Source organism: Bradyrhizobium sp. CCBAU 11361 (assembly GCF_028128935.1).
Classification (GTDB): domain Bacteria; phylum Pseudomonadota; class Alphaproteobacteria; order Rhizobiales; family Xanthobacteraceae; genus Bradyrhizobium; species Bradyrhizobium niftali.
Genome location: NZ_LBJZ01000196.1, coordinates 184,415 through 207,046, shown reverse-complemented (window position 1 = coordinate 207,046; position 22,632 = coordinate 184,415). Strand labels below are relative to the sequence as shown.

At 64.4% G+C, this 22,632-nt stretch carries 18 protein-coding genes and 2 pseudogenes; 10 read left to right on the top strand and 10 right to left on the bottom strand.

From position 1 onward, the window contains the following. Positions 1-150 precede the first annotated feature (150 nt). Positions 151-2,445 (bottom strand): MHYT domain-containing protein, encoded by a 2,295-nt coding sequence (locus XI08_RS37780; protein WP_271578314.1) that lies wholly within the window; start codon positions 2,443-2,445, stop codon positions 151-153. Between the two features lie 191 nt (positions 2,446-2,636). Then, positions 2,637-3,200, bottom strand: a complete 564-nt coding sequence (locus tag XI08_RS37775; protein ID WP_271578313.1) for a TetR/AcrR family transcriptional regulator — start codon at positions 3,198-3,200, stop codon at positions 2,637-2,639. 116 nt (positions 3,201-3,316) lie between these two features. On the opposite strand from XI08_RS37775, the gene XI08_RS37770 reads away from it, so the two are divergent. The 3 genes from XI08_RS37770 (at position 3,317) to XI08_RS37760 (ending at position 5,955) form a co-directional block, all read left to right on the top strand. After that, entirely contained in the window at positions 3,317-3,973 is a 657-nt protein-coding gene (locus XI08_RS37770) for a glutathione S-transferase (protein WP_271578312.1), read from the top strand. Positions 3,974-4,211: 238 nt separating this feature from the next. After that, positions 4,212-4,898, top strand: a complete 687-nt coding sequence (locus tag XI08_RS37765) for a class I SAM-dependent methyltransferase (protein WP_271578311.1) — start codon at positions 4,212-4,214, stop codon at positions 4,896-4,898. Continuing rightward, positions 4,873-5,955: a zinc-binding dehydrogenase gene (locus XI08_RS37760; protein ID WP_333929141.1), complete on the top strand. Its 1,083-nt coding sequence runs from the start codon at positions 4,873-4,875 to the stop codon at positions 5,953-5,955. The genes XI08_RS37765 and XI08_RS37760 overlap by 26 nt, the downstream gene beginning before the upstream one ends. A gap of 278 nt (positions 5,956-6,233) precedes the next feature. Here XI08_RS37760 and XI08_RS37755 read toward each other — a convergent pair whose 3' ends face one another. The 4 genes from XI08_RS37755 to XI08_RS37740 all read right to left on the bottom strand — a co-directional run bounded on the left by XI08_RS37755 (position 6,234) and on the right by XI08_RS37740 (position 10,393). Further along, positions 6,234-7,262, bottom strand: a complete 1,029-nt coding sequence (locus XI08_RS37755) for an alpha/beta hydrolase (RefSeq protein WP_271578310.1) — start codon at positions 7,260-7,262, stop codon at positions 6,234-6,236. Between the two features lie 265 nt (positions 7,263-7,527). After that, a complete protein-coding gene (locus XI08_RS37750; RefSeq protein ID WP_271578309.1) occupies positions 7,528-8,550 on the bottom strand; it encodes an LLM class flavin-dependent oxidoreductase in 1,023 nt (340 codons plus the stop codon). Positions 8,551-8,737: 187 nt separating this feature from the next. Continuing rightward, on the bottom strand, positions 8,738-9,151 hold the full coding sequence (locus XI08_RS37745; protein ID WP_271578308.1) for a hypothetical protein: 414 nt from the start codon (positions 9,149-9,151) through the stop codon (positions 8,738-8,740). Between the two features lie 276 nt (positions 9,152-9,427). Further along, a complete protein-coding gene (locus XI08_RS37740) occupies positions 9,428-10,393 on the bottom strand; it encodes a LysR family transcriptional regulator (protein ID WP_271578307.1) in 966 nt (321 codons plus the stop codon). A 119-nt stretch (positions 10,394-10,512) separates the two neighbouring features. Between XI08_RS37740 and styA the strand changes: the two genes are divergently transcribed. The 3 genes from styA to XI08_RS37725 all read left to right on the top strand — a co-directional run bounded on the left by styA (position 10,513) and on the right by XI08_RS37725 (position 12,935). Further along, positions 10,513-11,763 (top strand): styrene monooxygenase subunit StyA, encoded by a 1,251-nt coding sequence (gene styA / locus XI08_RS37735; RefSeq protein ID WP_271578306.1) that lies wholly within the window; start codon positions 10,513-10,515, stop codon positions 11,761-11,763. Between the two features lie 24 nt (positions 11,764-11,787). Further along, complete coding sequence (gene styB, locus XI08_RS37730; protein ID WP_271578305.1) at positions 11,788-12,273, top strand: styrene monooxygenase NADH-dependent flavin reductase subunit StyB; 486 nt, start codon at positions 11,788-11,790, stop codon at positions 12,271-12,273. A gap of 245 nt (positions 12,274-12,518) precedes the next feature. Then, a complete protein-coding gene (locus XI08_RS37725) occupies positions 12,519-12,935 on the top strand; it encodes a hypothetical protein (protein ID WP_271578304.1) in 417 nt (138 codons plus the stop codon). Between the two features lie 43 nt (positions 12,936-12,978). On the opposite strand, the gene XI08_RS37720 is transcribed toward XI08_RS37725, so the two are convergent. The 3 genes and pseudogenes from XI08_RS37720 to XI08_RS37710 all read right to left on the bottom strand — a co-directional run. Next, positions 12,979-13,947 (bottom strand): AraC family transcriptional regulator, encoded by a 969-nt coding sequence (locus XI08_RS37720; protein WP_245284212.1) that lies wholly within the window; start codon positions 13,945-13,947, stop codon positions 12,979-12,981. A gap of 203 nt (positions 13,948-14,150) precedes the next feature. Next, positions 14,151-14,264: an AraC family transcriptional regulator gene (locus tag XI08_RS37715; RefSeq protein ID WP_271578303.1), complete on the bottom strand. Its 114-nt coding sequence runs from the start codon at positions 14,262-14,264 to the stop codon at positions 14,151-14,153. A gap of 314 nt (positions 14,265-14,578) precedes the next feature. Beyond that, positions 14,579-15,115: pseudogene (locus tag XI08_RS37710) on the bottom strand (helix-turn-helix transcriptional regulator); the annotation flags it as partial. A 429-nt stretch (positions 15,116-15,544) separates the two neighbouring features. Between XI08_RS37710 and XI08_RS37705 the strand changes: the two are divergent. The 4 genes and pseudogenes from XI08_RS37705 (at position 15,545) to XI08_RS37690 (ending at position 19,928) form a co-directional block, all read left to right on the top strand. Continuing rightward, positions 15,545-16,237, top strand: a complete 693-nt coding sequence (locus XI08_RS37705; RefSeq protein ID WP_271578302.1) for a hypothetical protein — start codon at positions 15,545-15,547, stop codon at positions 16,235-16,237. Beyond that, positions 16,128-17,399: pseudogene (locus XI08_RS37700) on the top strand (autotransporter outer membrane beta-barrel domain-containing protein); the annotation flags it as partial. The gene XI08_RS37705 and the pseudogene XI08_RS37700, both read left to right, overlap by 110 nt. Before the next feature lie 1,106 nt (positions 17,400-18,505). Beyond that, entirely contained in the window at positions 18,506-19,063 is a 558-nt protein-coding gene (locus XI08_RS37695; RefSeq protein ID WP_333929139.1) for an autotransporter outer membrane beta-barrel domain-containing protein, read from the top strand. 49 nt (positions 19,064-19,112) lie between these two features. Then, on the top strand, positions 19,113-19,928 hold the full coding sequence (locus XI08_RS37690) for an outer membrane protein (RefSeq protein WP_271578301.1): 816 nt from the start codon (positions 19,113-19,115) through the stop codon (positions 19,926-19,928). 470 nt (positions 19,929-20,398) lie between these two features. Here XI08_RS37690 and XI08_RS37685 read toward each other — a convergent pair whose 3' ends face one another. Beyond that, complete coding sequence (locus XI08_RS37685) at positions 20,399-22,420, bottom strand: YgiQ family radical SAM protein (protein ID WP_271578300.1); 2,022 nt, start codon at positions 22,418-22,420, stop codon at positions 20,399-20,401. Positions 22,421-22,632 lie beyond the last annotated feature (212 nt).

Sequence of the window (22,632 nt, the reverse complement as noted above, 5' to 3'; positions counted from 1 at the left end):
CCATGGCGCGCAGAGTTATGAGGCGTGCTTAAGGCCGAAATCGGCGGCGAGGGTCGCTGCGCCGTGAGCACTTGCAACATCACAAGGAGTTTCAACTGTGTAGGAGTTCGTGGTTTTGTTCCGGACGGCGCGCCATTCATCATCAGGCATTCATGCGCTCTTCGGCCGGAACGCGACGACGGATCCGGCTTGCTCTTCCTCGCCCATCGCCGCCTCGATCGCCTTCGCAAGTGCGGCCTGGTCGAACGGCTTTGCCAGGCGCGGCAGGCTGGATCGGGCGTCGCTGGGGAGGTCCGCGTATCCCGTGCTGAGGAGGATGACCGTTTCCGGGCGCTCCGCAGCGATGGCGCCGGCAAGCTGCAAGCCGGTCATGCCGGGCATGGCATAGTCGGTCACGACCAGGTCGACGGTGCGCGTGCGGCGGAGCAAAGCCAGTGCCTCATCGCCCGAGCGCGCCTCGACCACGATGTGCCCGAGATCCTCCAGCATCGCTGCCGTGTTCTCGAGCACCAGGAGGTCGTCGTCGACGACGAGCACGGAAAGCTGCCGGCTGGCCCGGGCCACGGGGGCCGGAGCCGCGGTGCGCGGGTCCGGCTCCGCGGTCGCCTCGGCGATCGGCAGCCAGATGTCGGCCGTCGTGCCCTCGCCGGGACGGCTCTTCAGGACGAGCCTGCCGCCGGACTGCTCGGCAAGTCCGTGGACCATCGACAGGCCGAGCCCGGTGCCTTTGCCGACGCCCTTGGTCGTGAAGAACGGCTCCTGGGCGTGCTTGAGAATCTCCTCGCTCATGCCACAGCCCGTGTCGCTCACCGAGAGCACGACATAACCGCTGCTCGAGGGGCCGCCTTCGCCCTGCTCCTCGTGCGCGGAGATGGTGATCAGGCCGCCGTCCGGCATCGCATCACGCGCGTTGACCGCGAGGTTGAGGATCGCCAATTCGAGCTGGTTGGCGTCGACCTTCACCTTCGGCAGATGCATCGGGAACCGGGTCTCGACAGCAATTCCGGCTTCGAATTTCAGCAATGACGCCATGCCGCGCACCAGCTCGCCGACATCGACGACCGCCGGCTTGAGGTGCTGTTTACGCGCGAAAGCGAGCATGCGCTGGGTCAGGGAGGCGCCGCGCGCCGCGCCTTGCATCGCGTTCTCCACCAGGCGCTGGACCTTCGGATCGCCGGTCGGCAGGCGCTTCTTCAAGAGCTCGAGGCTGCCGAGAACGGCCGCCAGCAGGTTGTTGAAGTCGTGGGCCACGCCGCCGGTGAGCTGGCCGATGGTCTCCATCTTCTGCGACATCATCAGTGCTTCGCGCGCGCGATCCAGCGCTTCCTGCGCCCGTCTTCGTTCGCTGACGTCGCGCACGATCTTGGCAAAGCCGGCGATTGCGCCGCTTTCGTTCCGGATCGCGACGATCGTTGCCTCCGCCCAGAAGCGGCTGCCGTCCTTGCGCACCCGCCAGCCTTCGATGGCGGACTTGCCCTCCCGCTCGGCTTCAACGAGCGCACGCGCGGGCGCCTCGGCCGCGCAATCTTCCTCGGTGTGAAAAATGGCGTAGCTCGTCCCGACGATGTCGTCGCCATAGCCCATCAGCCGGCGCGCGCCGAGATTCCAGTTGCCGACGCGCCCGTCCGGATCGAGCATGAAGATCGCGTGGTCTACGATACCTTCGACCAGCAGCCGAAAGCGTTCTTCGCTGCGCCGCAGTGCGTCGGCCTCGCGTTGGGCGCGCTCCGCCGACGCCCTGTCATAGACGGCAGCCGCGATTCCGATGCTCAGGATCATGATGGTGATGCCGGCGAGCAGGAACGCGAGCGGCGCCTGACCGACGCCGAGATGTCCCGCCTGCCGGGCCATGGTGCTCGTCGGCACGAACATGGCGCCTTGCATCGCGGCGTAGTGCATGCCAGAGATCGCAAGGCCCATCACCAGGCCCGCGAACAGCCGCTGGACCGCGTTGGTGTTGCGAAAGGCGAGCCAGAGCGCCACGATCGAGGCGCTGATCGCGATCAGGATCGAGGCCACGACCCAGCGGGGATCATATTGGATGAGGGCCGCCATCCGCATCGCGGCCATGCCGGTATAGTGCATGCCGGAGATGCCAAGTCCCATCGCGAAGCCGGATGCGAGCAGCGCCTGCGGGCGTCGTCCGACAACGGTAAAGGCGGCAGCGGCGACGACGATCGGAATGACCAGCGAGAGCAGAGTCAGGAATGAATCGTAGGAGATCTCGATCCCAGGCAGGCTGAAGGCCAGCATGCCGACGAAATGCATCGACCAGATGCCGCCGCCCATGGCGATCGCCGCGGCTGCCAGCCAGGATCGGCGGGCCCTTCCCGAAGCAGCCCGCATTCGGGTCGCCAGGTCCAGCGCGGTATAGGAGGCGAGGGCCGCGATCAGAATCGATAACGCGACCAGAACGGGATCGTGAGAAGCCGCATGATGATGCATTTCGGCCAACGCTAGCCGAGCTTGCGTTCGGGCTTACGCATAAAGTCCTCCCCGACACCGAAATCGTCCGCGGCACCATGACGGGCGCCGCAGGCATCCCACGGAGTTCGAATCGGCCGTCATGGTGCACGCAATCGTGCGTTGCCGCCACTCTCATGGTGTGATCGGGGGCGGCCCGCGGGAACCATCCGTTATGCCGGCAGCAGACCGGCCGCGCGGTAGCTGTCGATCAAGGCGTCGTAGAGCGAGAGATCCGACCGGCTCCGCGCAAGGAGCTGGGCACCGGCGATGGCGGCGAAGATCGCGCGGGCGCGCCGATCGCTCTCCCCGGAACCGGCCAGCGCCGCAGCGGACAGAACCTGGCTCAGCCAGGCGACATTCACATCCGTAAAGGCCTGCACCTCCCGCTTCACCGCGTCCGGCAGGTCGTCATGCTCGGCAGCCATGAAGCTGCACAGGCACATGCGGTTGCCGTTCTCAAGCGCCTTGCGAAAGACGTCGGGATAGCGGTGCAGGCAGCGCAGGGGATCCGGAGTTTCGGCCAGCATGGCTTCGAGCGCCGCCGCGGTGTCCTCCCAGTAGCGCCTGGCGACTGCCGCGCCGAGATCGGCCTTGCTCGGGAAATGATAGTGGATGCTGGCGGCCTTGATGCCGACTTCAGCGGCGAGGTCGCGGAAGTTCAGGCCGCCATAGCCGTGCGCCTGTGCGGTGCGTTTGGCGGCCGCCAGGATGGCTTCCCGCGCGCTGGAACTCATGTCGACACCTCACCGCTTCGTTATCTACCAAGTGACAGATAGGCTTTGACCGCCAGATTTTGAAGGCTATAGTCGCCTACCAAGTGGCAGGTAGATGAAAGCGAAGAGGTTCAGCGATGAAGATTCATGATTGGGCCACCGGCCCTTATCCGGCCCGCGTCCGCATCGCCATCGCCGAGAAGAATCTGCGGCCGCGCGTCACGTTCGTGTCGGTCAACCTGCGCAAGGGCGAGCACAAGAAACCCGAGTTCCTCGCCAAGAACTACTCCGGCACGCTGCCGGTGCTTGAGCTCGAGGACGGCACCTTCATCGGCGAATGCACCGCCATCACCGAATATCTCGACGCGCTCGACGGCGCGCCAATGCTCACCGGCAGGACGCCGCGCGAAAAGGGCGTGATCCACATGATGAACAAGCGCGCCGAGCTGGAGCTGCTCGATGCGATCAGCGTGTACTTTCATCACGCGACGCCCGGGCTTGGGCCCGAGGTCGAGATCTATCAGAACGCCGAGTGGGGCTTGCGTCAGCGCGACAAGGCCTTCAGAGGCATGCACTACTTCGACGGCATTCTGAAACAGCAGCCATTCGTCGCCGGCGAGGCCTTCTCGATGGCCGACATCGCGGTCATCGGCGGCTTGATCTTTGCGGACCTCCTGAAGCTGCCGGTGCCTGCGGAGTGCGAGGCTCTTCGCGCCTGGTACGCCCGGATGCAGCAGCGTCCCAGCGTCAAGAACCGGGTGACGATGTCAGAGCCGGCCGACGCGTCCGCCTGACATCGGGGCAGCGCCACCGCGAAGGCCTGCAGAAGCAGGTGGTCCGAACTCGTCCCATCGATGAAGGAATCCTTCGATCCCTGACCGGCCGACGTCGGTCGTGCGCGTCGGCACGTTGTCGGCGGCGTCGCTGCGCGATCATTGATCTGAAACAATGACGACCTTCAGGCACAAATGCTAGGTCGAGTCGCAGGTCGCGACGCTGGGCTCCCCAGGCCGGTCAAGACAATCTCAGCGCGTGTTGGAATCCGAGGGCTCAATGGGACGACTACTGAATATTGTGACGCCACTGCATACCGCGACCAAGCGCGACTACATGGGCCGCATGAACGACGACAAGATCGGCTGCTCGCTGAAGGCGCGGGAATACGAGGCCGATTACTGGGATGGTGATCGTCGTTTCGGCTATGGCGGCTACCGCTTCATCGAAGGGCGCTGGGCGCCGGTCGCCAAGGCGCTGATCGAGACCTATGGCCTGAAGGACGGCTCCAGCGTGCTCGACGTCGGCTGCGGCAAGGGCTTCCTGCTGTACGAGATGCAAAAGATCCTGCCGGGCTTGAAGGTGGTCGGCTTCGATATCTCCAAACACGGTCTTGCGAATTCGCACGAGCAGGTGAGGCCGTATTTGTTCAATTATCGCGCCCAGGACGTCTATCCCTATGGCGACGACAGTTTCGACCTCGTCATCTCGCTCGGCACCCTACACAATCTCAGGCTCTATGAGCTCGATGCGGCGCTCAAGGAGATCGAGCGGGTCGGGAAGAACAAATACGTCATGGTCGAGGGCTACCGGACCGTTGCCGAGCTGCACAATCTCGAATGCTGGGCGCTGACGGCGGAGTCCATCCTGCACACCTCGGAATGGATCTGGCTCTACGGAAAGCTCGGCTACACCGGCGATTACGAATTCATCTATTTCGAGTGACCGGGCGCTGCTCATCGATATCAAGACTGCCAAGGCGGCGATTCTGGTCGAATCGGGCAAGCCGCTGATCGTCGACGAGTTCACCCTGCCTGATACGCTCGAGCACGGCCAGGTGCTTGCGCACGTGCATACGTCGAGCATCTGCGGCGCACAGATCAACGAGATCGACGCCGTCAAGGGCGTCGACAAATTCCTGCCGCACCTTCTGGGGCACGAAGCGCTGGCAACCATCGTCGAAACCGGGCCCGGCGTCGTCTCCTGCAAGCAGGGCGACACCGTCGTTATGCATTGGCGGCCGGGTAAGGGCATCCAGTCCAACACGCCGGTCTATTCCTGGCGCGGCAAGCGTCTCAACGCGGGCTGGGTCACCACCTTCAACGAATATGCAGTGGTGTCGGAAAATCGCGTCACGCCCGTTCCCCCCTCGATCGATCGCAGCAGCGCGCCGCTGCTTGGCTGCGCGGTGACGACCGCGCTCGGCGTCGTCAACAACGACGCGCAAATCGCCATCGGCGAAGCCGTCGTCGTGTTCGGCGTCGGCGGCGTCGGGTTGAACATCGTGCAATTTGCCGCGATGGTCGGCGCCTGGCCGGTCATCGCGATCGACCGCCTCGACAACAAGCTCGAGATGGCCCGGCAGTTCGGCGCCACCCACACCATCAACTCCGAGGCGGTGAAGGATGTGGCCGCCGAGGTTCGGTCCATCACGGGGGCCGACGGACCCGACAAGGTCGTCGAGACCACCGGCGTCAAGAACTTGATCGAGCTCGCCTACGAGATCACGGCGAAGAAGGGCCGCTGCATCCTCGTCGGTGTTCCCCGCGAGAAGGCCGAAATCTATACGCTGCCGCTGCACTTCGAGAAGGTGCTGAAGGGCTCGGAAGGCGGGCAATGCCAGCCCGCGCGCGATATTCCACGTCTGGTTCGTCTGAGCGATGCCGGCAAGGTGAGCTACCGCGGGATCGTGACCCACGAGTTCGCGCTCGATGACATCAACGACGCGCTGGATTTGATGCGCAGCGGCGAGTCGGGGCGGATCCTTCTGAACATCAGCTGAGCGCTGCGGCCGATGCCGATCACACCAACGACTGGTCCTACCCGGTCATCTGGTGGCGAGGCGCGGGTGGCGTTGACAGGGATGCGCTCAGCCGCTCTTTCCGAAAGTTGCGGCCGTCGCCTGAAGACTTGCGCATCCCCCGGACAATTCACGCTCACGCCGCGGCGAGCACGGGCTGCACCGGCCGCCGGCCGATCATCAGCGACAGCACGGCCGCGACATGAAGCCGGCGAAGAAGGCGGCGCAGGCGGCCCCTAATGCGCCGCAAGTGCACGCTCTTACGTGGCCGTACTGTCGATCGAACGGCGGATCTCCCGCTGCACTTCCGCGCTCGATAGAAACAGATCGTGATTGATGATGCTCCAGCCTTCCTGGGAAGCATCGACCACGCGCACGCCGAGCCGCTGGATGACAGCCTTCTCGGCGGCGCCGACCCTGGTCATTCCACCCGCGATTTGTCCCGACAGAGCCAGAGCGCGATCGTTCGTCGCGGCGATCACGGTGATCTTGCCGGCAAGCGGGCCGATGCGGTGGACCGCCGACGTGAACACGTCCATGTCGATGTCGGGTGCGGCAAACACGACCGTCCCGATCCTGCTCGTAACAGTGTCGCCGTATCGCGCATAGAGCTGACGCAGGCTCTCGAGCGTCAGCATGGTCCCCATGCTGTGCGCGACGATGTGCACGCGGCCGCCGCCTGACGTCGACACGAGGGACGAGAGCACGCGTTCGAAACCGTCGCGGGACCACATCGCACTGTCCCGGTCATAGGCATAGTCGAACAATCCTGCCTTGGAGGGCCAGGAGAACACCATGGTCCGGCCGCGGAACTTGATCCCATCGGAGAGATGGGCGGCGTCGAGTGCGGCCGTCTCGAATGTCTGCTTGAAGCCGTGCACATAGATCAGCACGTCTCCTCCCGCGCCGCCCTGTGCAAGGAGATCGCCAATTTCGGCTTGCACCGGTTCGACCTGATCAAGGCGCCAATCGCCCAGTCCGACCGAGGCGAGGGAAAGTCGGCTCTCGTCTGGCGCCACCAGCCTTGCCCGCGCGACCGTCATTGCGGTCGCGCGCTCCGGCCCGAACCAGGGTTTCGTGCGGCCGCCCTTCACGGGCTTTCGTGTGGTGGCGACGAGCAGCGTGGGATCAGCGGAAAGGGACGACGCGTCGTAGCGCGCGCCGGTCGCGCCCAAGCCTGCGCATCCGCCCAGCGCGAGAATACTGCCTGCCGAGACAAGCCCGCGCAGGAGCGCGCGGCGCGAAAGGGAATGATCAGAGTCGCGTTGTAGATGATGTCGGACGATCACACGGAACCTTTGGGAACTATGCCCACCATAGCGCCGCCCCGCCTAGCTCACTGAATGACAATGGGGGCGAGAAGACGGCGGAGGAGCGTCCTGGCAGGTCGCGTGTCATGGCGTCCGGTGCCGGTCTGCGAGCGATGCGACGAAGTTCCAACGCCTGGTGGCGGTTGCCTATCAATGATGGGCCGACACGCCCTTGACGCCTTGGGTCAACAGATCAACGGTGGCGAATTGGCCGACATGTGATGCAAGGCTTTCGCCAGATCTCTCAGCGCCAGCCGAGCGCAGGCGCAACGTGCGTCAAGATCGCCTCGATCGCATGCGCGCAGTAGGCCACGCCGAGCTGGTTCGGGATCGTCAACAGCAACGTATCCGCCTCCGCAATCGCCTCGTCCTGCCGAAGCTGCTCGATCAGCGCATCCGGCTCTGCCGCATAACTCCGGCCGAAGATCGCCCGCGTCTGCGGGTCGATGAAGCCGATCTGGTCTTCGCCGCCGCGCTCTCCGCCGAAATAGGCGCGGTCGCGATCGTTCATAAGCGCGAAGATGCTGCGGCTGACGGACACGCGCGGCTCGCGGGTGTGGCCGGCTTCTTTCCATGCGGCGCGAAAGCTACGGATCTGGGCGGCTTGTTGCACGTGAAAAGCTTCGCCTGTCTCGTCGTTCTTCAGCGTCGAGCTCTGCAAGTTCATGCCGAGCTTCGCCGCCCAAACCGCCGTGGCGTTCGACCCGGCGCCCCACCAGATCCGCTCGCGCAGGCCCTGCGCATGCGGCTCGAGGCGCAGCAGCCCCGGCGGGTTCGGAAACATCGGCTGCGGATTGGGTTCGGCAAAACCTTCGCCGCGCAACAGGTCCAAAAAGACCTCCGCGTGGCGGCGGCCCATGTCGGCATCGCTCTGGCCGTCGGCCGGCCGATAGCCGAAATAGCGCCAGCCGTCGATCACCTGCTCCGGCGAGCCGCGGCTGATGCCAAGCTGGAGCCGCCCGCCGGCGATCAGGTCAGCGGAGCCGGCGTCCTCCACCATGTAGAGCGGGTTCTCGTAGCGCATGTCGATCACAGCGGTGCCGATCTCGATCTTGCTGGTCCTGGCGCCGACCGCGGCCAGAAGTGGAAAGGGCGAGGCGAGCTGGCGCGCGAAGTGATGCACGCGGAAATAGGCGCCGTCCGCGCCGAGCTGTTCGGCCGCGACCGCAAGCTCGATCGATTGCAGCAGCGTGTCCGCCGCCGAGCGGGTCTGCGACTGCGGCGAGGGCGTCCAGTGTCCGAAGGACAGAAATCCGATCTTTTTCATGCGGGCAACATATGGATGATCGGAAGAGTTTGCGAGACGTCGATCGGAGGAAAGATGGCAAAACGGGGTGTGCACCCGTAAGCCCTCTTTTGGGGGAAAGCAGATTAGGTGCGGTTTGGACTGCTGCCCGACAGCAGGCCACGAACTCAGATCGCTCAACTTCAATCGGCCACGCCGAGAAGCGTCCTCAGATGTCGCAACCGGTCAAATTCAATGCCTTGCGCAAGCCACCAAACGCCTTGAGCCGACAGGGCTCCGCATTGCTTGCGGCCTTTGAGCGTTGGAAGTTGGCAGTTCGCTTGACAACGGGTGCCTTCGGCTTGGGACGTTCAGCGGTCGCGATCTTTTTCGGATTATGCCGATGACGGACGATCGGCTCCGGCTCGGACGAGCCGATATGGGCGTCTTCTGGCGGAGCAACGCGGTCTTCCACCGAAGCAGTCTGTGTCGGCATCGCGCTGCTCACGGCGGCAACGTCAAGGCGGTCAGCCTTCGCCAGGGCGTCGTGTGAAGTAGAAGTGCCGGCGTCTTGCTCGGCAAGCGGCTGCACGATCGCGGCCGCGCGACGCGGTGGCGCTCTCAGCTCCATTGCCGACAGCATTCCTACACTCAACAGGATGAGGAGGCCCAACAACGCCATTCTCAGCATAATGCGCCTCTGACCCAGATTCGTGCCGCTGAAAATTCTCCGCGCCAATGAGGCAACTTGTCGACGGCTGCCGACTTGCGACGAATCATTTGCCGACAGGGTTAACGTCGGTGATGCTCCCGCACGTGCGAAAACATCAGCCGCATCGGAGTGCTATAGCTGGCGAACTATGAAATGAGCCGTGTCCAGACTTCTTGACGCGCCGCTTTGGGTCAAAGGCTGCCCTTGTTAGCTGGCATGACGATGGGCGGGCAGGGGCGGCGTCAACCGTCTGCGCCGGCGGTGCGGGTATGCGACGGGGGCTGGCACGAAATGCTCGGCGCGTTCGACCAGGAGATCCAGGAAGCTTCGCGCGCGGAGCGACATCCACTGTGTCTCCGGATAGACCGCATGCAGAGGCAGCGCGGCGATGCTGTAGTCCGGCAGCACATGCTCGAGCTCGCCGCTGCGAAGACCCTCCGCCGCATTCCACTCGGGCAGGATGGCGATGCCGAGATGATGCATCGTCGCCTCCTGCATCGCATCGGCATCGTCGACGTGAATGGGCCCGTTGATCGATGCGACGTGACGGCCGTGTTCGGATTCGAAGGCCCATTGCTGCGCCGGCGACATGCGCGAATAGACGATGCACTGATGCGAGCCGAGATCGTCCGGCGTCCGCGGCAGCGGGCGGCCGTGCAGATAGGTCGGTGTCGCAACCAGGTAGCGCTGCACGATGCCGAGCCGGCGGGCGACGAGCGTGCTCGCCTCCAGGTTTCCGATCCTCAGCGCAAGCTCGATACCTTCTTCCACCAGATTGACGAACCGCTCGCTAAAGCGAATGTCGACCCGAACTTCCGGATAATTCCGCACATATTCGGCGATCACGGGCATCATGTAGCGCCGTCCGAACGACGACGGCAGGCCGATCCGGAGCGTGCCGGTCGGGCGCGGCGCCGCCTGTTCGACGCTCGACCGCGCCATGTCGAAGCTGTCGAGGATCTGCCGCGCGAGATCGTAGATCCGGTGTGCCTCGGCCGTCGGCTTCAGCGTGCGCGTCGTGCGCGAAAACAGCTGCGTGCCGAATTCGCTCTCGAGCATCGCGATGCGCTTGCTGATGGCGGGCTGGCCGATGCCGAGTTCCTTGGCCGCGGCCGAGAAGCTGCCGCCCTCGAGGGTGCGCACGAACGCGCGCAGGCAATCGATCCGGTCCATAATTCATTCCAATCTGGAATAAATTATATCCCATTTATTCCGTAGTGGGCAAGGCGGCGGGCCGCTAGGCTTCCTCAAAACAAGCAATCACAGGGCAAGGAAACAGGGGAGGGGACGACATGGCACGCAACATCGGAATTGTCGGCGCCGGAATCGCCGGCCTGCATCTCGCGCTTTACCTGCAGAAGCATGGCGTGGACGCCACCGTAATCACCGACCGGCCGCCGGAGGAGTATCGCAACATCCGGCTGCTCAATACCGTCGCGCACCACCACGTGACGATCGCCCGCGAGGACTATCTCGGCGTCAATCACTGGGCCGATCAGAAGGACCATTATTACTATCACGATCATGTCTTCAATTTTCCGCAGCCGCTGAGCTTTCGCGGTGATTTCTCGAAGCCGAGCCGCGCCGTCGACTACCGGCTATATCTCCCCGAGCTGATGCAGGACTTCATGAAGCGCGGCGGCAGGATCGAATACCGCCGCATCGAGGAGCGCGACATCCGTCCGCTGGTCGCGCGCTTCGATCTCCTGGTCGTCTCGACCGGCAAGGGGCCGCTGGGCCAGCTCTTTGCTTACAGGCCGGAGCACACGCCCTATTCGCAGCCGCAGCGCCGGCTGTGCGTCGGGCTCTACGCCGGTGTGCGGCAGCCCGATCCCATGAACGTCACGCTCTCGGTGTCACCGGGACATGGCGAGATGATCGTGATCCCGACCATCACCTTCGGCGGCATCGCCAACGCGCTGCTGATGGAGAACGTGCCGGGCGGCGACATGGAGGAGCTGGCAACGCTCAGCTACGACGACAACCCGAAGCACTTCCTGAAGGTGCTCTTGGGCAAGCTGGAGAAGCATCACCCGATCACCTACGATCGCATCGACACCGCGCGCTTCGATCTCGCGCAGCCGCAGGACCTGCTGCAAGGCGGCGTGGTCCCGACGGTGCGCAACACGGTGGTCGAGTTCGACGACGGCAAATGCGCGATCGCGCTCGGCGACGTTCATGCGATCGTCGATCCCATGATGGGGCAGGGCGCCAATGTCGCCTCCTATGCGGCGTTCGTGCTCGGCGAGGAGATCGTCAACGCCGCCGCACTAGACGCGCGCCTCTGCGAGAAGATCGATTTGAAGCGGCAGGATCGCGTGCTGGCGGCCTCGCGCTGGACCAACGTGATGCTCCAGCCGCCCACGGAAGCGCTGGGCATGCTGATCGGCGCGATGAGCCAGAATCCCGCGCTGGCCAACGAGTTCACAGAGAACTTCAACTATCCGGACCGGCAGTGGGATCGCATCGCCACGCCGCAGCGCATCCAGTCCTGGATCGAACGCATGTCGGCACCATCAGAGCCGGTCAGGGCGATTGCGTGAGGATCGATGCGGGCGAGGAGTGAGATGCCGCGCGTCAATCCCGCATCATTCCGCGAAGCCGCGTCGCGCTTTGCGACCGGCGTCGCGGTGTTGACCGCATTGGACGAGCACGGCCGCGTCTGCGGCATGACCGCGAACAGCTTCGTCACCGTCAGCCTGTCGCCGCCGACCGTGCTGGTCTCGGTCATGCCCGGCCGGATGCACCGCGCGATCACGGCGACCGGACGCTACTGCGTCAACGTCCTCCCCGAGCACGGCCGGGACCTGTCGCGGCATTTCGCGAGCCAGCCGAACACCGGCGCGGTGCCGGATTACGACATCGTCGACGGCCTGCCGCGCCTTCAGGGATGCATGGCCTATTTCGCCTGCGAGGTCACACGCCATGTCGACGTCAGCGACCACACGCTGATCATCGCCGAAGTCTCGAGCTGCGATTACAGCGACACCACGCCGCTGGTGTTCTTTTCAAGTCGGTATCATCTCGGGCCGGGCGTGCCGGTGGATCGGTGACGCTATAGCCTGATGAATCTTGATGTCATCGGCATCGTCCATTTACCAACGTGATTGCCTGACGTGGCCGGCTGAACGTTTGCCGTTCAATTCCAAGACAATGAAGGCCTCAGCCCGGTAGGAATTGTCAGCTTCGGAACGATTGAGCCCCGGCGGATCGCCTGGCCGATATCGTATCGCGATGCTGCTTAACTGGACCACGGCAACGGTGTGACGCAATGATTGTTAACATACGGGACGTTCTCATGCGCCTCGTCAGAAGGTTGGACGGGATTCGCTTCAAGCAGGTGGTGCGGTTGATGGTGTGCGACGTCGAGACGGAGTTTCTGTGCGTGGCCTCGATCGTCCGCTCGATCGACGACGCGCTCGTTATGGCAGAAGCCGAACGGTCGGGGGTCAATTCGCGAATTGACGATGTCCTGGCGCGCGCCGCGGTGACGAGTGGCAACGATTTCGACGAGTACCTGAGCCGCGATTCGCTCGACACCTATCACCAAGATCTGCTCGACACGGAAATCGCAAACGGCAGGCTCCGGTTGGAGCGGTTGTCGCAGAACATCAAGCATTTCCGCTTTTTGAAAGAGGCACTCCTGACCCGCTTTCCGGATTTCAGGATGGTGTCCGATACCGGTGCTGCGAACCCGTTGTTGCGGAGTCACTGATCCAGGACATCCAATCTTCCGACCGGACCCCAACGGCGGCATCTCAAGCGCCGCGCATGTCGGACGGTGTCACGCCGAAGCGCCGTCGAAACATGCGGTTGAAATAGGACACGTCGGGGAATCCGGCCGAATGGGCGAGGTCGCTGACCTTGCGCCATCGGTTGAGGGGATCGAGCAACTGCCCGCGCACCAGCAGCAGGCGCTGTTCAAGCAGGAATTCGGTGAACGTGGTTCCCGTCCGTTCGAACATCCGTTGGGCGTTGCGCGGGCTGAGGCCGGCATTCCGGGCGACCGAATAGATCGTCAGATCGCCTCGGCTCAGATTGGCGATGATGTCGGCGCGCATCAGGTCGACCCGTGCGGCGGAATACCCCCTCAAGTTCGCGAGCTCGTTGCGGTCGGCATCGGTCCCCAGCAGCAGTCCGATGAGATCGACCATGTGCTGCGCCATCAGGTGCTGGCCGACCGCGTCCGTGTGCGGGCCAAGGCTGGCGGCAAGTGCGTGATAGCGTGTGATCGCTTCTCGCATGGGCGCTTGATCGCCGAGAGCCAGCGCCAGCCGGTCCTCCGCCCTGGGGCAGATCGTCAGGAGCAGGGATCGCGGGATGCGGATGGTCTTGACCTCGCTGTCGCTGCTCATGCGCGTGCCGCAGAGCACGCTCATGTCCCCGAGACACATCTGCGATTCCGACAGTTCGATCGAATGTTCCTCGTGCGATATGAGCACGCGGCCGGACGTGGCGATGACAAGGCACATGCCGTCGTAGCCATCCTTCAGTGTGTCGGGGGTGCGCGAGAATTGAGCCGACGTTCCGTTGGAGGCACCTAACAGGATGCCACCCAGCAGGCTGACCTGCAATTTGCAGTCGATGCTGTCGCCGGCGCCGGGCTGGACGTCGACCCGGAGCGTGCACCGGTACAATTCCTCGCGCCATCTCTCGTAGTCCCGCCCTCGCGGCGGACCCGAGTAACGGTTGACGAAGAAATTTGGCGCGCCCGCTTGTTGCATCATGACTCCTTCGTTTGCGACAACCCACCATATTCGGAGACTGCGCAAGCGAAAGGCCGGGACCGGCGGTTATCGTTGTAATCTAAACGATTGACGCTGGAGTCCAATCGTGGCGAAGCCACGTAGACAGATTCAGTCTGCAGTGCAGACGGTCGGCTCCGGTTGGAGCAGTTGTCGCAGTCGAGCATTTTGGCTGCGGCGGCATCTCAAGCCCCGCGCATGTCGGACGGTGTTATGCCGAAGCGTCGCCGAAACACGCGGTTGAAATAGGATACGTCGGGGATCCCGCCGAATGAGCGAGGTCGCTGACCTTGCGCCATCGGTTGAGCGGATCGAGCAGCAGCTTGCGCACCAGCAGCAGGCGCTGTTCAAGCAGGAATTCGGTGAACGTGGTTCCGGTCTGTTCGAAAATGCGTTGGGCGTTGCGCGGGCTGAGGCCGGCATTCCGGGCGACCGAATAGATCGTCAGATCGCCTCGGCCCAGATTGGCCATGACGTCGGCGCGCATCAGGTCGAGCCGTGCCGCAGAGTGCCCTCTGTTGTTCGCGAGTTCAGTGCGGTCGGTATCCGTCCCCAGCAGCAGCCCGACGAGATCGACCATGTGTTGTGCCATCAGGTGCTGGCCGACCACGTCCGTATGCGGGCCGATATTGGCAGCAAGTGCGTGGTAGCGTGCGATCGCATCTCTGATGGGAGCTTGACTGCCAAGAACCAGCCACAGCCGGTCCTCGGCCCTGGGGCAGATCGTCAGGAGCAGGGATCGCGGGATACGTATGGCCTTGGCCTCGCAATCGTTGCTCATGCGCGTACCGCAGAGCACGCTCATGTCCCCGAGAGCCATTTGCGATTCCGACAGCTCCATCGACTGTTCCTCGTGCCGCAGAAGTATGCGGCCGGACGTGGCGATGACGAGGGACAGGCCGTCGTAACCGTCCTTCAGGGTTTCGTGCGTGCGCGAGATTTCAGCCGATGATCCGCTGGCGACAGCCATCATGATGCCACCCAGCAAGCTGCCTTGCATTTTGCAGTCGATGCTGTCGCCGGCGCCCGGCTGGATGTCGACCCGGAAATTGCACCGGCACAATTCCTCGCGCCATCTCTCGTAATCGCGCCCACGCGGCGGGCCGGTGTAACGGCTGACAAAGAAATTCGGCACGCCCGCTTGTTGCATCATGACTCCTTCGCTTGCGACAGCGACCATATTCGGAGACTGCCGAAGTGAAAGGCCGGGATCAGCGGATATCGCGTCAATCTACACGACTGGCGCTGGAGTCCAATCGTGGTGAAACCGGTGTCTCGACGTTTCGACCGCGCTGCTATCGGGCGGCGAGCGATGCGCACAGGTTCAGTCAGCAGTTGCGGTAAAGTCCCATCTTGTGGGCGCTACCGCCCGTGGCCGTTCTGCACCAGGCAGCCGCCGACGCGGCCGCAGCGCGCTGAAGGTGAAGCGATTGGCGCTGCGTTCCAAGACAGAAAACACCGCATACCTCACTGATGCCAGACGCAGTTTCAGCGCGATTCAGTCCCGCAATGTGACCGGGACTGATCGCCTGACCGGTGTCCGCACCGGGATTGATATTGGTTTCGCACGAGGTCATGCATGCCGAAGGGCCCACGTCTTTCATTCACCCCCAAGGCAGGTATGGACCGGGCTCTTGCGCGGAGCGGCTTTGCGTCACGCGCGGCCTCGCTGATGGCACTGCTGGTCGCCTCCACTGCGCTGACCGCCATCGCGTTGGCGCCCTCGGCCCATGCCGGCACGCCGCAATGGCTCGGCACCGCGTCGAGCAACTGGTTCATCGCGGGAAACTGGAGCGGGAGTCCGCCGTCAGTGCCGAGCGCGGCCGACATTAGCACGACCATCGACACGACGACGCCGAATACGGCCGTCATCAATGGCGGAGCGGCGGCCACCCAGCAGCTTGTCATCGGCAACTCCGGCAACGGCAATCTCGCGATCACGAACGGCGGCGGCCTCACCACCAGCGGCTTCGGCTATCTCGGATTTTTTGCAAACAGCACCGGCACGGTCTCCGTCGACGGCGCCGGCTCGAACTGGGACATCAGCTCCGGACTTACTGTCGGCCACTCCGGCACCGGCGCTGACGATCACCCATGGCGGCCTCGTGACGAGCACAGGGGCTATCAATATCGGTGCCAATGCCGGCGCAACAGGCAGTGTTCTGGTCGATGGGGCAGGCTCGGCCCTGAGCCTGAACTCGACCGCTACCTTATCTGTCGGCCAGTCCGGAAACGGTACACTCACCATCGCCAATGGCGGCACCGTCGTTAACGCCAACGCGCCTGTCGGCACGGCGGCCGGCGAGACCGGTTCAATTCTCGTCGACGGCGGCGGATCGAGCTGGACCACCACCAATACGATGGCGCTCGGGGGCGCCGGCAAGGGAACGCTGACGATCTCCAACGGCGGCACAGTGACGACCGGCACTGCTGTGATGGGCGTGAGTCCCGGCGCGCGTGGCGGATCGGCCGTGATCGACGGCGCTGGGTCGTCATGGGCACTCAACACCCTCGATGTCGGCTACAATACCACCGGCTCGGTTGCGATCAGGAATGGCGGCCTCGTGACGAGCACGGGGCCTATCACTATCGGTACCAATGGCGGCGCAACAGGCAGTGTTCTGGTCGATGGAGCAGGCTCGGCTCTGGGCCTAACCTCGAACGCTACCTTACACGTCGGCGACGCCGGAACCGGTACACTCACCATCACCAATGGCGGCACTGTCGCTAGCGCCAACGCGTCTGTCGGCACGGCATCCGGCTCGACCGGTTCAGTGCTCGTCGACGGCGCCGGGTCGAGCTGGATCACCGCCGGTGTGATGGCGCTCGGGGGCGCCGGCAAGGGAACGCTGACGATCTCCAACGGCGGTCTAGTCTCAACCGACACTGCTGTGATGAGCGTGAGTCCCGGCGCGCGTGGCGGATCGGCCGTGATCGACGGCGCTGGCTCATCATGGCAAGTCAGCAACCTCTCTGTCGGCTACAATACCACCGGCTCGGTCGCTGTCGCGCATGGCGGCAGCATGGTCAACATCAACGCGGTGATCGGACAGAACGGCGGCTCAAACGGCAGCGTCACCGTCGACGGCGCGGGATCGTCCTGGATCAATCAGGCGTTTATTCGGATCGGTGACGCAGGCACAGGCTCGCTCACGATCGCCAATGGCGGCGCGGTTTCCGCCAATGGCCAGCTCGTGATCGCCAATCAGGCTGGCTCCATCGGCAATCTCAACATCGGTGCGGCGCCGGGCTCGGCGGCGGCGGCGCCTGGCACATTGACGGCAGCCGCGGTTCAGTTCGGCGCCGGCACTGGCGCGATCAATTTCAATCATGCCTCGGCGAATTATGTTTTCGCGCCTGATATCGTCGGCAACGGCGCCGTCAACCAATTGTCGGGCACCACGATCCTGACCGGAAACAACACCTATACCGGGCCGACCACCGTGAACGGCGGCACGCTGTTGGTGAACGGCTCGATCGCGAGCTCCACCGCCACTGTGAACACCGGCGGCACGCTGGGCGGCATCGGCACCGTCGGCGACACCACGGTGAATGCGGACGGCATGCTGGCGCCGGGCAGCAACTCGGTCGGCACGCTCACCGTGCAGGGCAATCTGGTGCTGACCTCCGCCGCGACCTACATGGTCCAGGTCTCTGGCGCATCTGCCAGCCAGACCGTGGTGTTCGGCGCGGCGCAGCTCGCCGGCATAGTCGCGGTGAACCTGACCGGCCGCGTCTCGGCGACCACGACCTATACCATCCTCACATCGGCGAACACGATCGGGACGTTCGGATCTGTCTCGATGACCAACTCGGCCTACGCGCGCAACGCGCGGGTGAGCTATTCGGGCAACAACGTGCTGCTGACGCTCGATGCCGGCCTGCTGTCGCCGTCGTTGCCCGGCTTCGCCAACATTAACCAGAAGAGTGTCGCCGCGGCGATCGACAACGGTCTGATCGGGGGTGGCTCGATGACGACCGGCTTCAACAAGCTGTTCAACGCGACCGGCCAGAACCTCCTCAACGGACTGACGCAGGCCTCCGGCGAAGCCGCCACCGGCACGCAGCAAGGCACCTTCAGTGCCATGGGCCAGTTCCTCAACGCGATGCTCGATCCGTTCTTCGGCAACCGGAACGCCACGGACGCGCCGGCGGGCGGCGTTTCGCGCTATGCCGAGGACGGCGCGGCCACGCGCGCGAGCGCGGGTCGCGACGCCTATGCGGCGATCGACAAGGCGCGCGGAGGTTTGTTCGCACAGCGCTGGAACGTGTGGGCGGCCGGCTATGGCGGCTCGCAGACCACTGACGGCAATGCGGTGGTCGGCTCGAACACCGCAACCAGCCGCATCGCCGGCGTGGCCGCGGGCGCCGATTATCAGCTGTCGCCGAACACGGTGGTCGGCTTCGCGCTCGGCGGCGGCGGCACCAGTTTCAGCGTGGCCAACGGGCTCGGCGGCGGAAGCTCCGACCTGTTCCAGGCCGGCGCGTATGCCCGCCACACCATGGGCAATGCCTATGTTGCCGGTGCGCTCGCCTATGGCTGGCAGGACGTCACGACGGATCGCACGGTGACCATCGCAGGCAACGATCATCTGCGGGCCGGTTCAATGCCAACGCGCTGTCGGGCCGCGTCGAAGGCGGTTATCGTTACGTCACGCCGTGGATGGGGATCACGCCGTATGCGGCGGCGCAGTTCACGAGCCTGTACCTGCCGGGCTATGGCGAGCAGGCGATCTCCGGCGCCAACACCTTCGCGCTGAATTATGCGGGCAGGGACGTCACCGCTACGCGCAGCGAGCTCGGCCTGCGCACCGATCGCTCCTATGCGCTGGAGACGGCCGTTCTCACGCTGCGCGGCCGTGCCGCGTGGGCGCACGATTTCAATCCGGATCGCGCGATTTCGGCCACCTTCCAGACCCTGCCGGGCGCGAGCTTCGTGGTGAACGGCGCGGCCTCCGCGCACGATGCCGCGCTGCTCACCGGCGCTGCCGAGCTGAAATGGCTGAACGGTATCTCGCTGTCCGGCACCTTCGAAGGTGAATTCTCGAACGTCACCCGCAGCTACGCCGGCAAGGGCATCGCACGGTATCAGTGGTGAGGCGGCACCAGACTAACGGCTTTCAGGAATTCGTGCTGAGGGGTTTTCGATGAACCGGATTGTGATTGGAGTGGCAGCGGCGGTGTCGCTGCTTGCAACGGGCGCGATGGCTGCTGACCTGGCGCCGAGGCCCTACGTCAAGGCGCCGCCGATGGTCGATCCCGGTTTTAATTGGACGGGGTTTTATGCGGGGTTCAACGGCGGCTATAGTTGGGGCCGCTCCAACGCCACGGTCCTGGCGACCACCCCACTTGCTGTGAGCATCGGACAGAACGTTGATGGGGGGCTTGGCGGCGGTCAGATCGGCTACAACTGGCAGGTCGATCCGAAATGGGTCCTGGGTGTCGAGGCCGATATTCAAGGAACCGGCGAGCGCGGCCGTTCGATTGACACGCTGGCGGCGGTAAGGATCGGTTTCGCTGCCATTGCCGGCACTGCCAACAGCAGCACTGATTTTCCGTGGTTTGCAACCTTCCGCGGTCGCGCTGGACTTTTGGCCGATCCCAGCCTGCTGCTCTATGCGACCGGGGGTCTGGCGGTCGGAGAGGTCAAGTTCGGAACTCAGGCGACGCTGACCGCGCAACTGTTCGATGGCGCCAACGCGCCTGTCGGAGCGCCGGTGACGGTTGTCGGTGCGGCGGTCTCTGAGAGCCAGACGCGCTGGGGCTGGACCGCAGGCGCCGGCATCGAAAAGAAATTCAACCGCAACTGGTCGGCCAAACTCGAATACCTCTATCTCGATCTGGGGTCGGCGACCTATTTCGGTGGGACTGCCAACGAGACTGCAGTCAAGTTCCACGATCATGTCCTGCGGGCTGGCTTCAATTACCAGTTCACGCCCGGACCGGTGGTCGCCAAGTATTGATTCAAGGGCGATGCGAAGACCACGGAGACCATCGGTGCCGCAGCCGCCGCATTCTCCAACGCCGACCTTCGCGTCGGTTATGCGGTTGACGCGGGCGCTCAGGGCGTGATCAGCGGAAACTGGACAGCCAAGCTCGAATATCTCTGGGTGGATCTTGGTCGCAGCAAGGGTTCATTCGCGACAGTCGTTCCGGCGCTTGGCGGCGGCTCGAACAGGCACGGAATAGCCTGCGCGCGGGACGCGGTGTGAAGCTTGAGGATATCGATACTGAGTAGCGCCGGGGGCTCGCCGATCCCACACGCCGCGATCATGCCATCCTGCTCCTGTCTTGCCCGACGGGTCAACGTCGGCGCAAAGCGCGTAAGCTATTGATCCCGCTCATGCCGTCTACTGTGCATGGGGTTGTTTTCGACATTTTTGTTTTGGGGCGCGACAGCCGCAGGCCGAACCGGATCTTATCCGGCTCTTGCCTACTTCATCACCCGCAGGCCCTTGGTCGTGAACCGCTGCGTCTTGCCGCCGGGGCGCACGGGGCGCCTTGTGCCGGCGGCCTTGCCGGTGCCGGGCGGCTGGTGCGCAGGCACGAGCTGGTCGGGACGCGAGCCGATCAGGTCGGCGCGGCCCATCGCCTTCAGCGCCTCGCGCAGCACCGGCCAGTTGTCGGGGTCGTGATAGCGCAGGAAGGCCTTGTGCAGGCGGCGCTGGCGCAGGCCCTTGATCGCCTCGACCTTGTCGCTGCCGCCGTGGCGCACGCCGCGCAGCGGATTGACGCCGGTGTGGTACATCGCGGTTGCGGTTGCCATCGGCGAGGGCAGGAAGGTCTGCACCTGGTCGGCGCGGTAGCGGTTCTTCTTGAGCCACAGCGCGAGGTTCATCATGTCCTCGTCGGTCGTGCCCGGATGCGCCGCGATGAAGTACGGGATCAGGTAATATTTCTTGCCGGCCTGCTCGGCGGCGGCATCGAACATCCGCTTGAACTGGTTGTAGGCGCCGATGCCCGGCTTCATCATCTTGTCGAGCGGGCCGCGCTCGGTGTGCTCGGGGGCGATCTTCAAGTAGCCGCCGACGTGATGGGTGACGAGCTCCTTGATATATTCCGGGCTCTCCACCGCGAGGTCGTAGCGCACGCCGGAGGCGACCATCACCTTCTTGATGCCCTTGGTCTCGCGCACCTTGCGATAGAGCCGGATCAGATCGTCATGCGAGGTGTTGAGGTTCGGGCAGATCTCCGGGAAGACGCAGGACGGCCGCCGGCACGCGGCCTCGACCTTCGGGTCCTTGCACGCCATCCGGTACATGTTGGCGGTGGGGCCGCCGATGTCGGAGATCACGCCGGTGAAGCCCGGCGTCTTGTCGCGGATCTTCTCGATCTCGCGCAGGATCGAGCCTTCCGAGCGGTTCTGGATGATGCGGCCCTCGTGCTCGGTGATCGAGCAGAAGGTGCAGCCGCCGAAACAGCCGCGCATGATCGTCACCGAGAATTTGATCATGTCCCACGCCGGGATCTTGGCGTCGCCGTAGGACGGATGCGGGGCGCGCGCATAGGGCAGGTCGTAGACCGCATCCATCTCGTCGCTGGTCAGCGGGATCGGCGGCGGGTTCAGCCACAGGTCGCGGTCGCCATGACGCTGCACCAGCGGCCGCGCATTGCCGGGATTGCTCTCCCGGTGCAGCACGCGTGACGCGCGCGCATAAGCCTCGCGGTCCTGCTCGACCTGCTCCAGCGCCGGCAGACGGATGACGGTGGCGCCCTTCTGGCGCGTTGCGCCCTCATCGGCGGAATCGAGATCGTCGGCGTGCAGCTCGCTGTAATCTTCGGGCACGCGGCGAAACAGCGCGACGCCCCTGATGTCGTCGAGCTCGCGCGGCGCTTCGCCGGCGGCAAGACGGTTCGCCACCTCGACGACGGCGCGCTCGGCATTGCCGTAGAGCAGCAGGTCCGCCTTGGCATCGGCCAGCACCGAGCGGCGCACCTTGTCGGACCAGTAGTCGTAATGTGCGATCCGGCGCAGCGAGGCTTCGATGCCGCCGAGCACGACGGGGACGTCCTTGAACGCCTCGCGGCAGCGCTGGGCGTAGACGATGGTGCAGCGGTCCGGCCGCTTGCCGCCTTCGCCGCCCGCCGTATAGGCGTCGTCATGGCGCAGGCGGCGGTCCGCGGTGTAGCGGTTGACCATGGAATCCATGTTGCCGCCGGTGACGCCGAAGAACACCTTTGGCTTGCCTAACGCCCTGAACGGCTCGGCCGAGTGCCAGTCCGGCTGCGCGATGATGCCGACCCGAAAACCCTGCGCCTCCAGCAGCCGGCCGATGATCGCCATGCCGAAGCTTGGATGGTCGACATAGGCGTCCCCGGTCACCAGCACGATGTCGCAGGCATCCCAGCCGAGCGCGTCCATCTCGGTGCGGCTCATGGGCAGGAACGGCGCCGGCTTGCGCGGGCGGGCCTGGGCCATCAGGGGTTTTTCGGCAGCGATGATCTGGGTATCCATGGCGCCTACGCATAGGACTCCGGAGGCGCGAATACAACCGATCGATGGGCGTCTTCGCCGATTCCGGTTCCCGCGTGGCGCGCAATTCGGCAGCGCCAATCGCGCGCGGGGCCACGGACTGTGACACGGTCCACATACGGGCCGACGGCTCAGCGTTGTGGTTCATTTGCAGGAACCAACCGCCCTTCGCGAGCATTCTGACCCGGGCACCG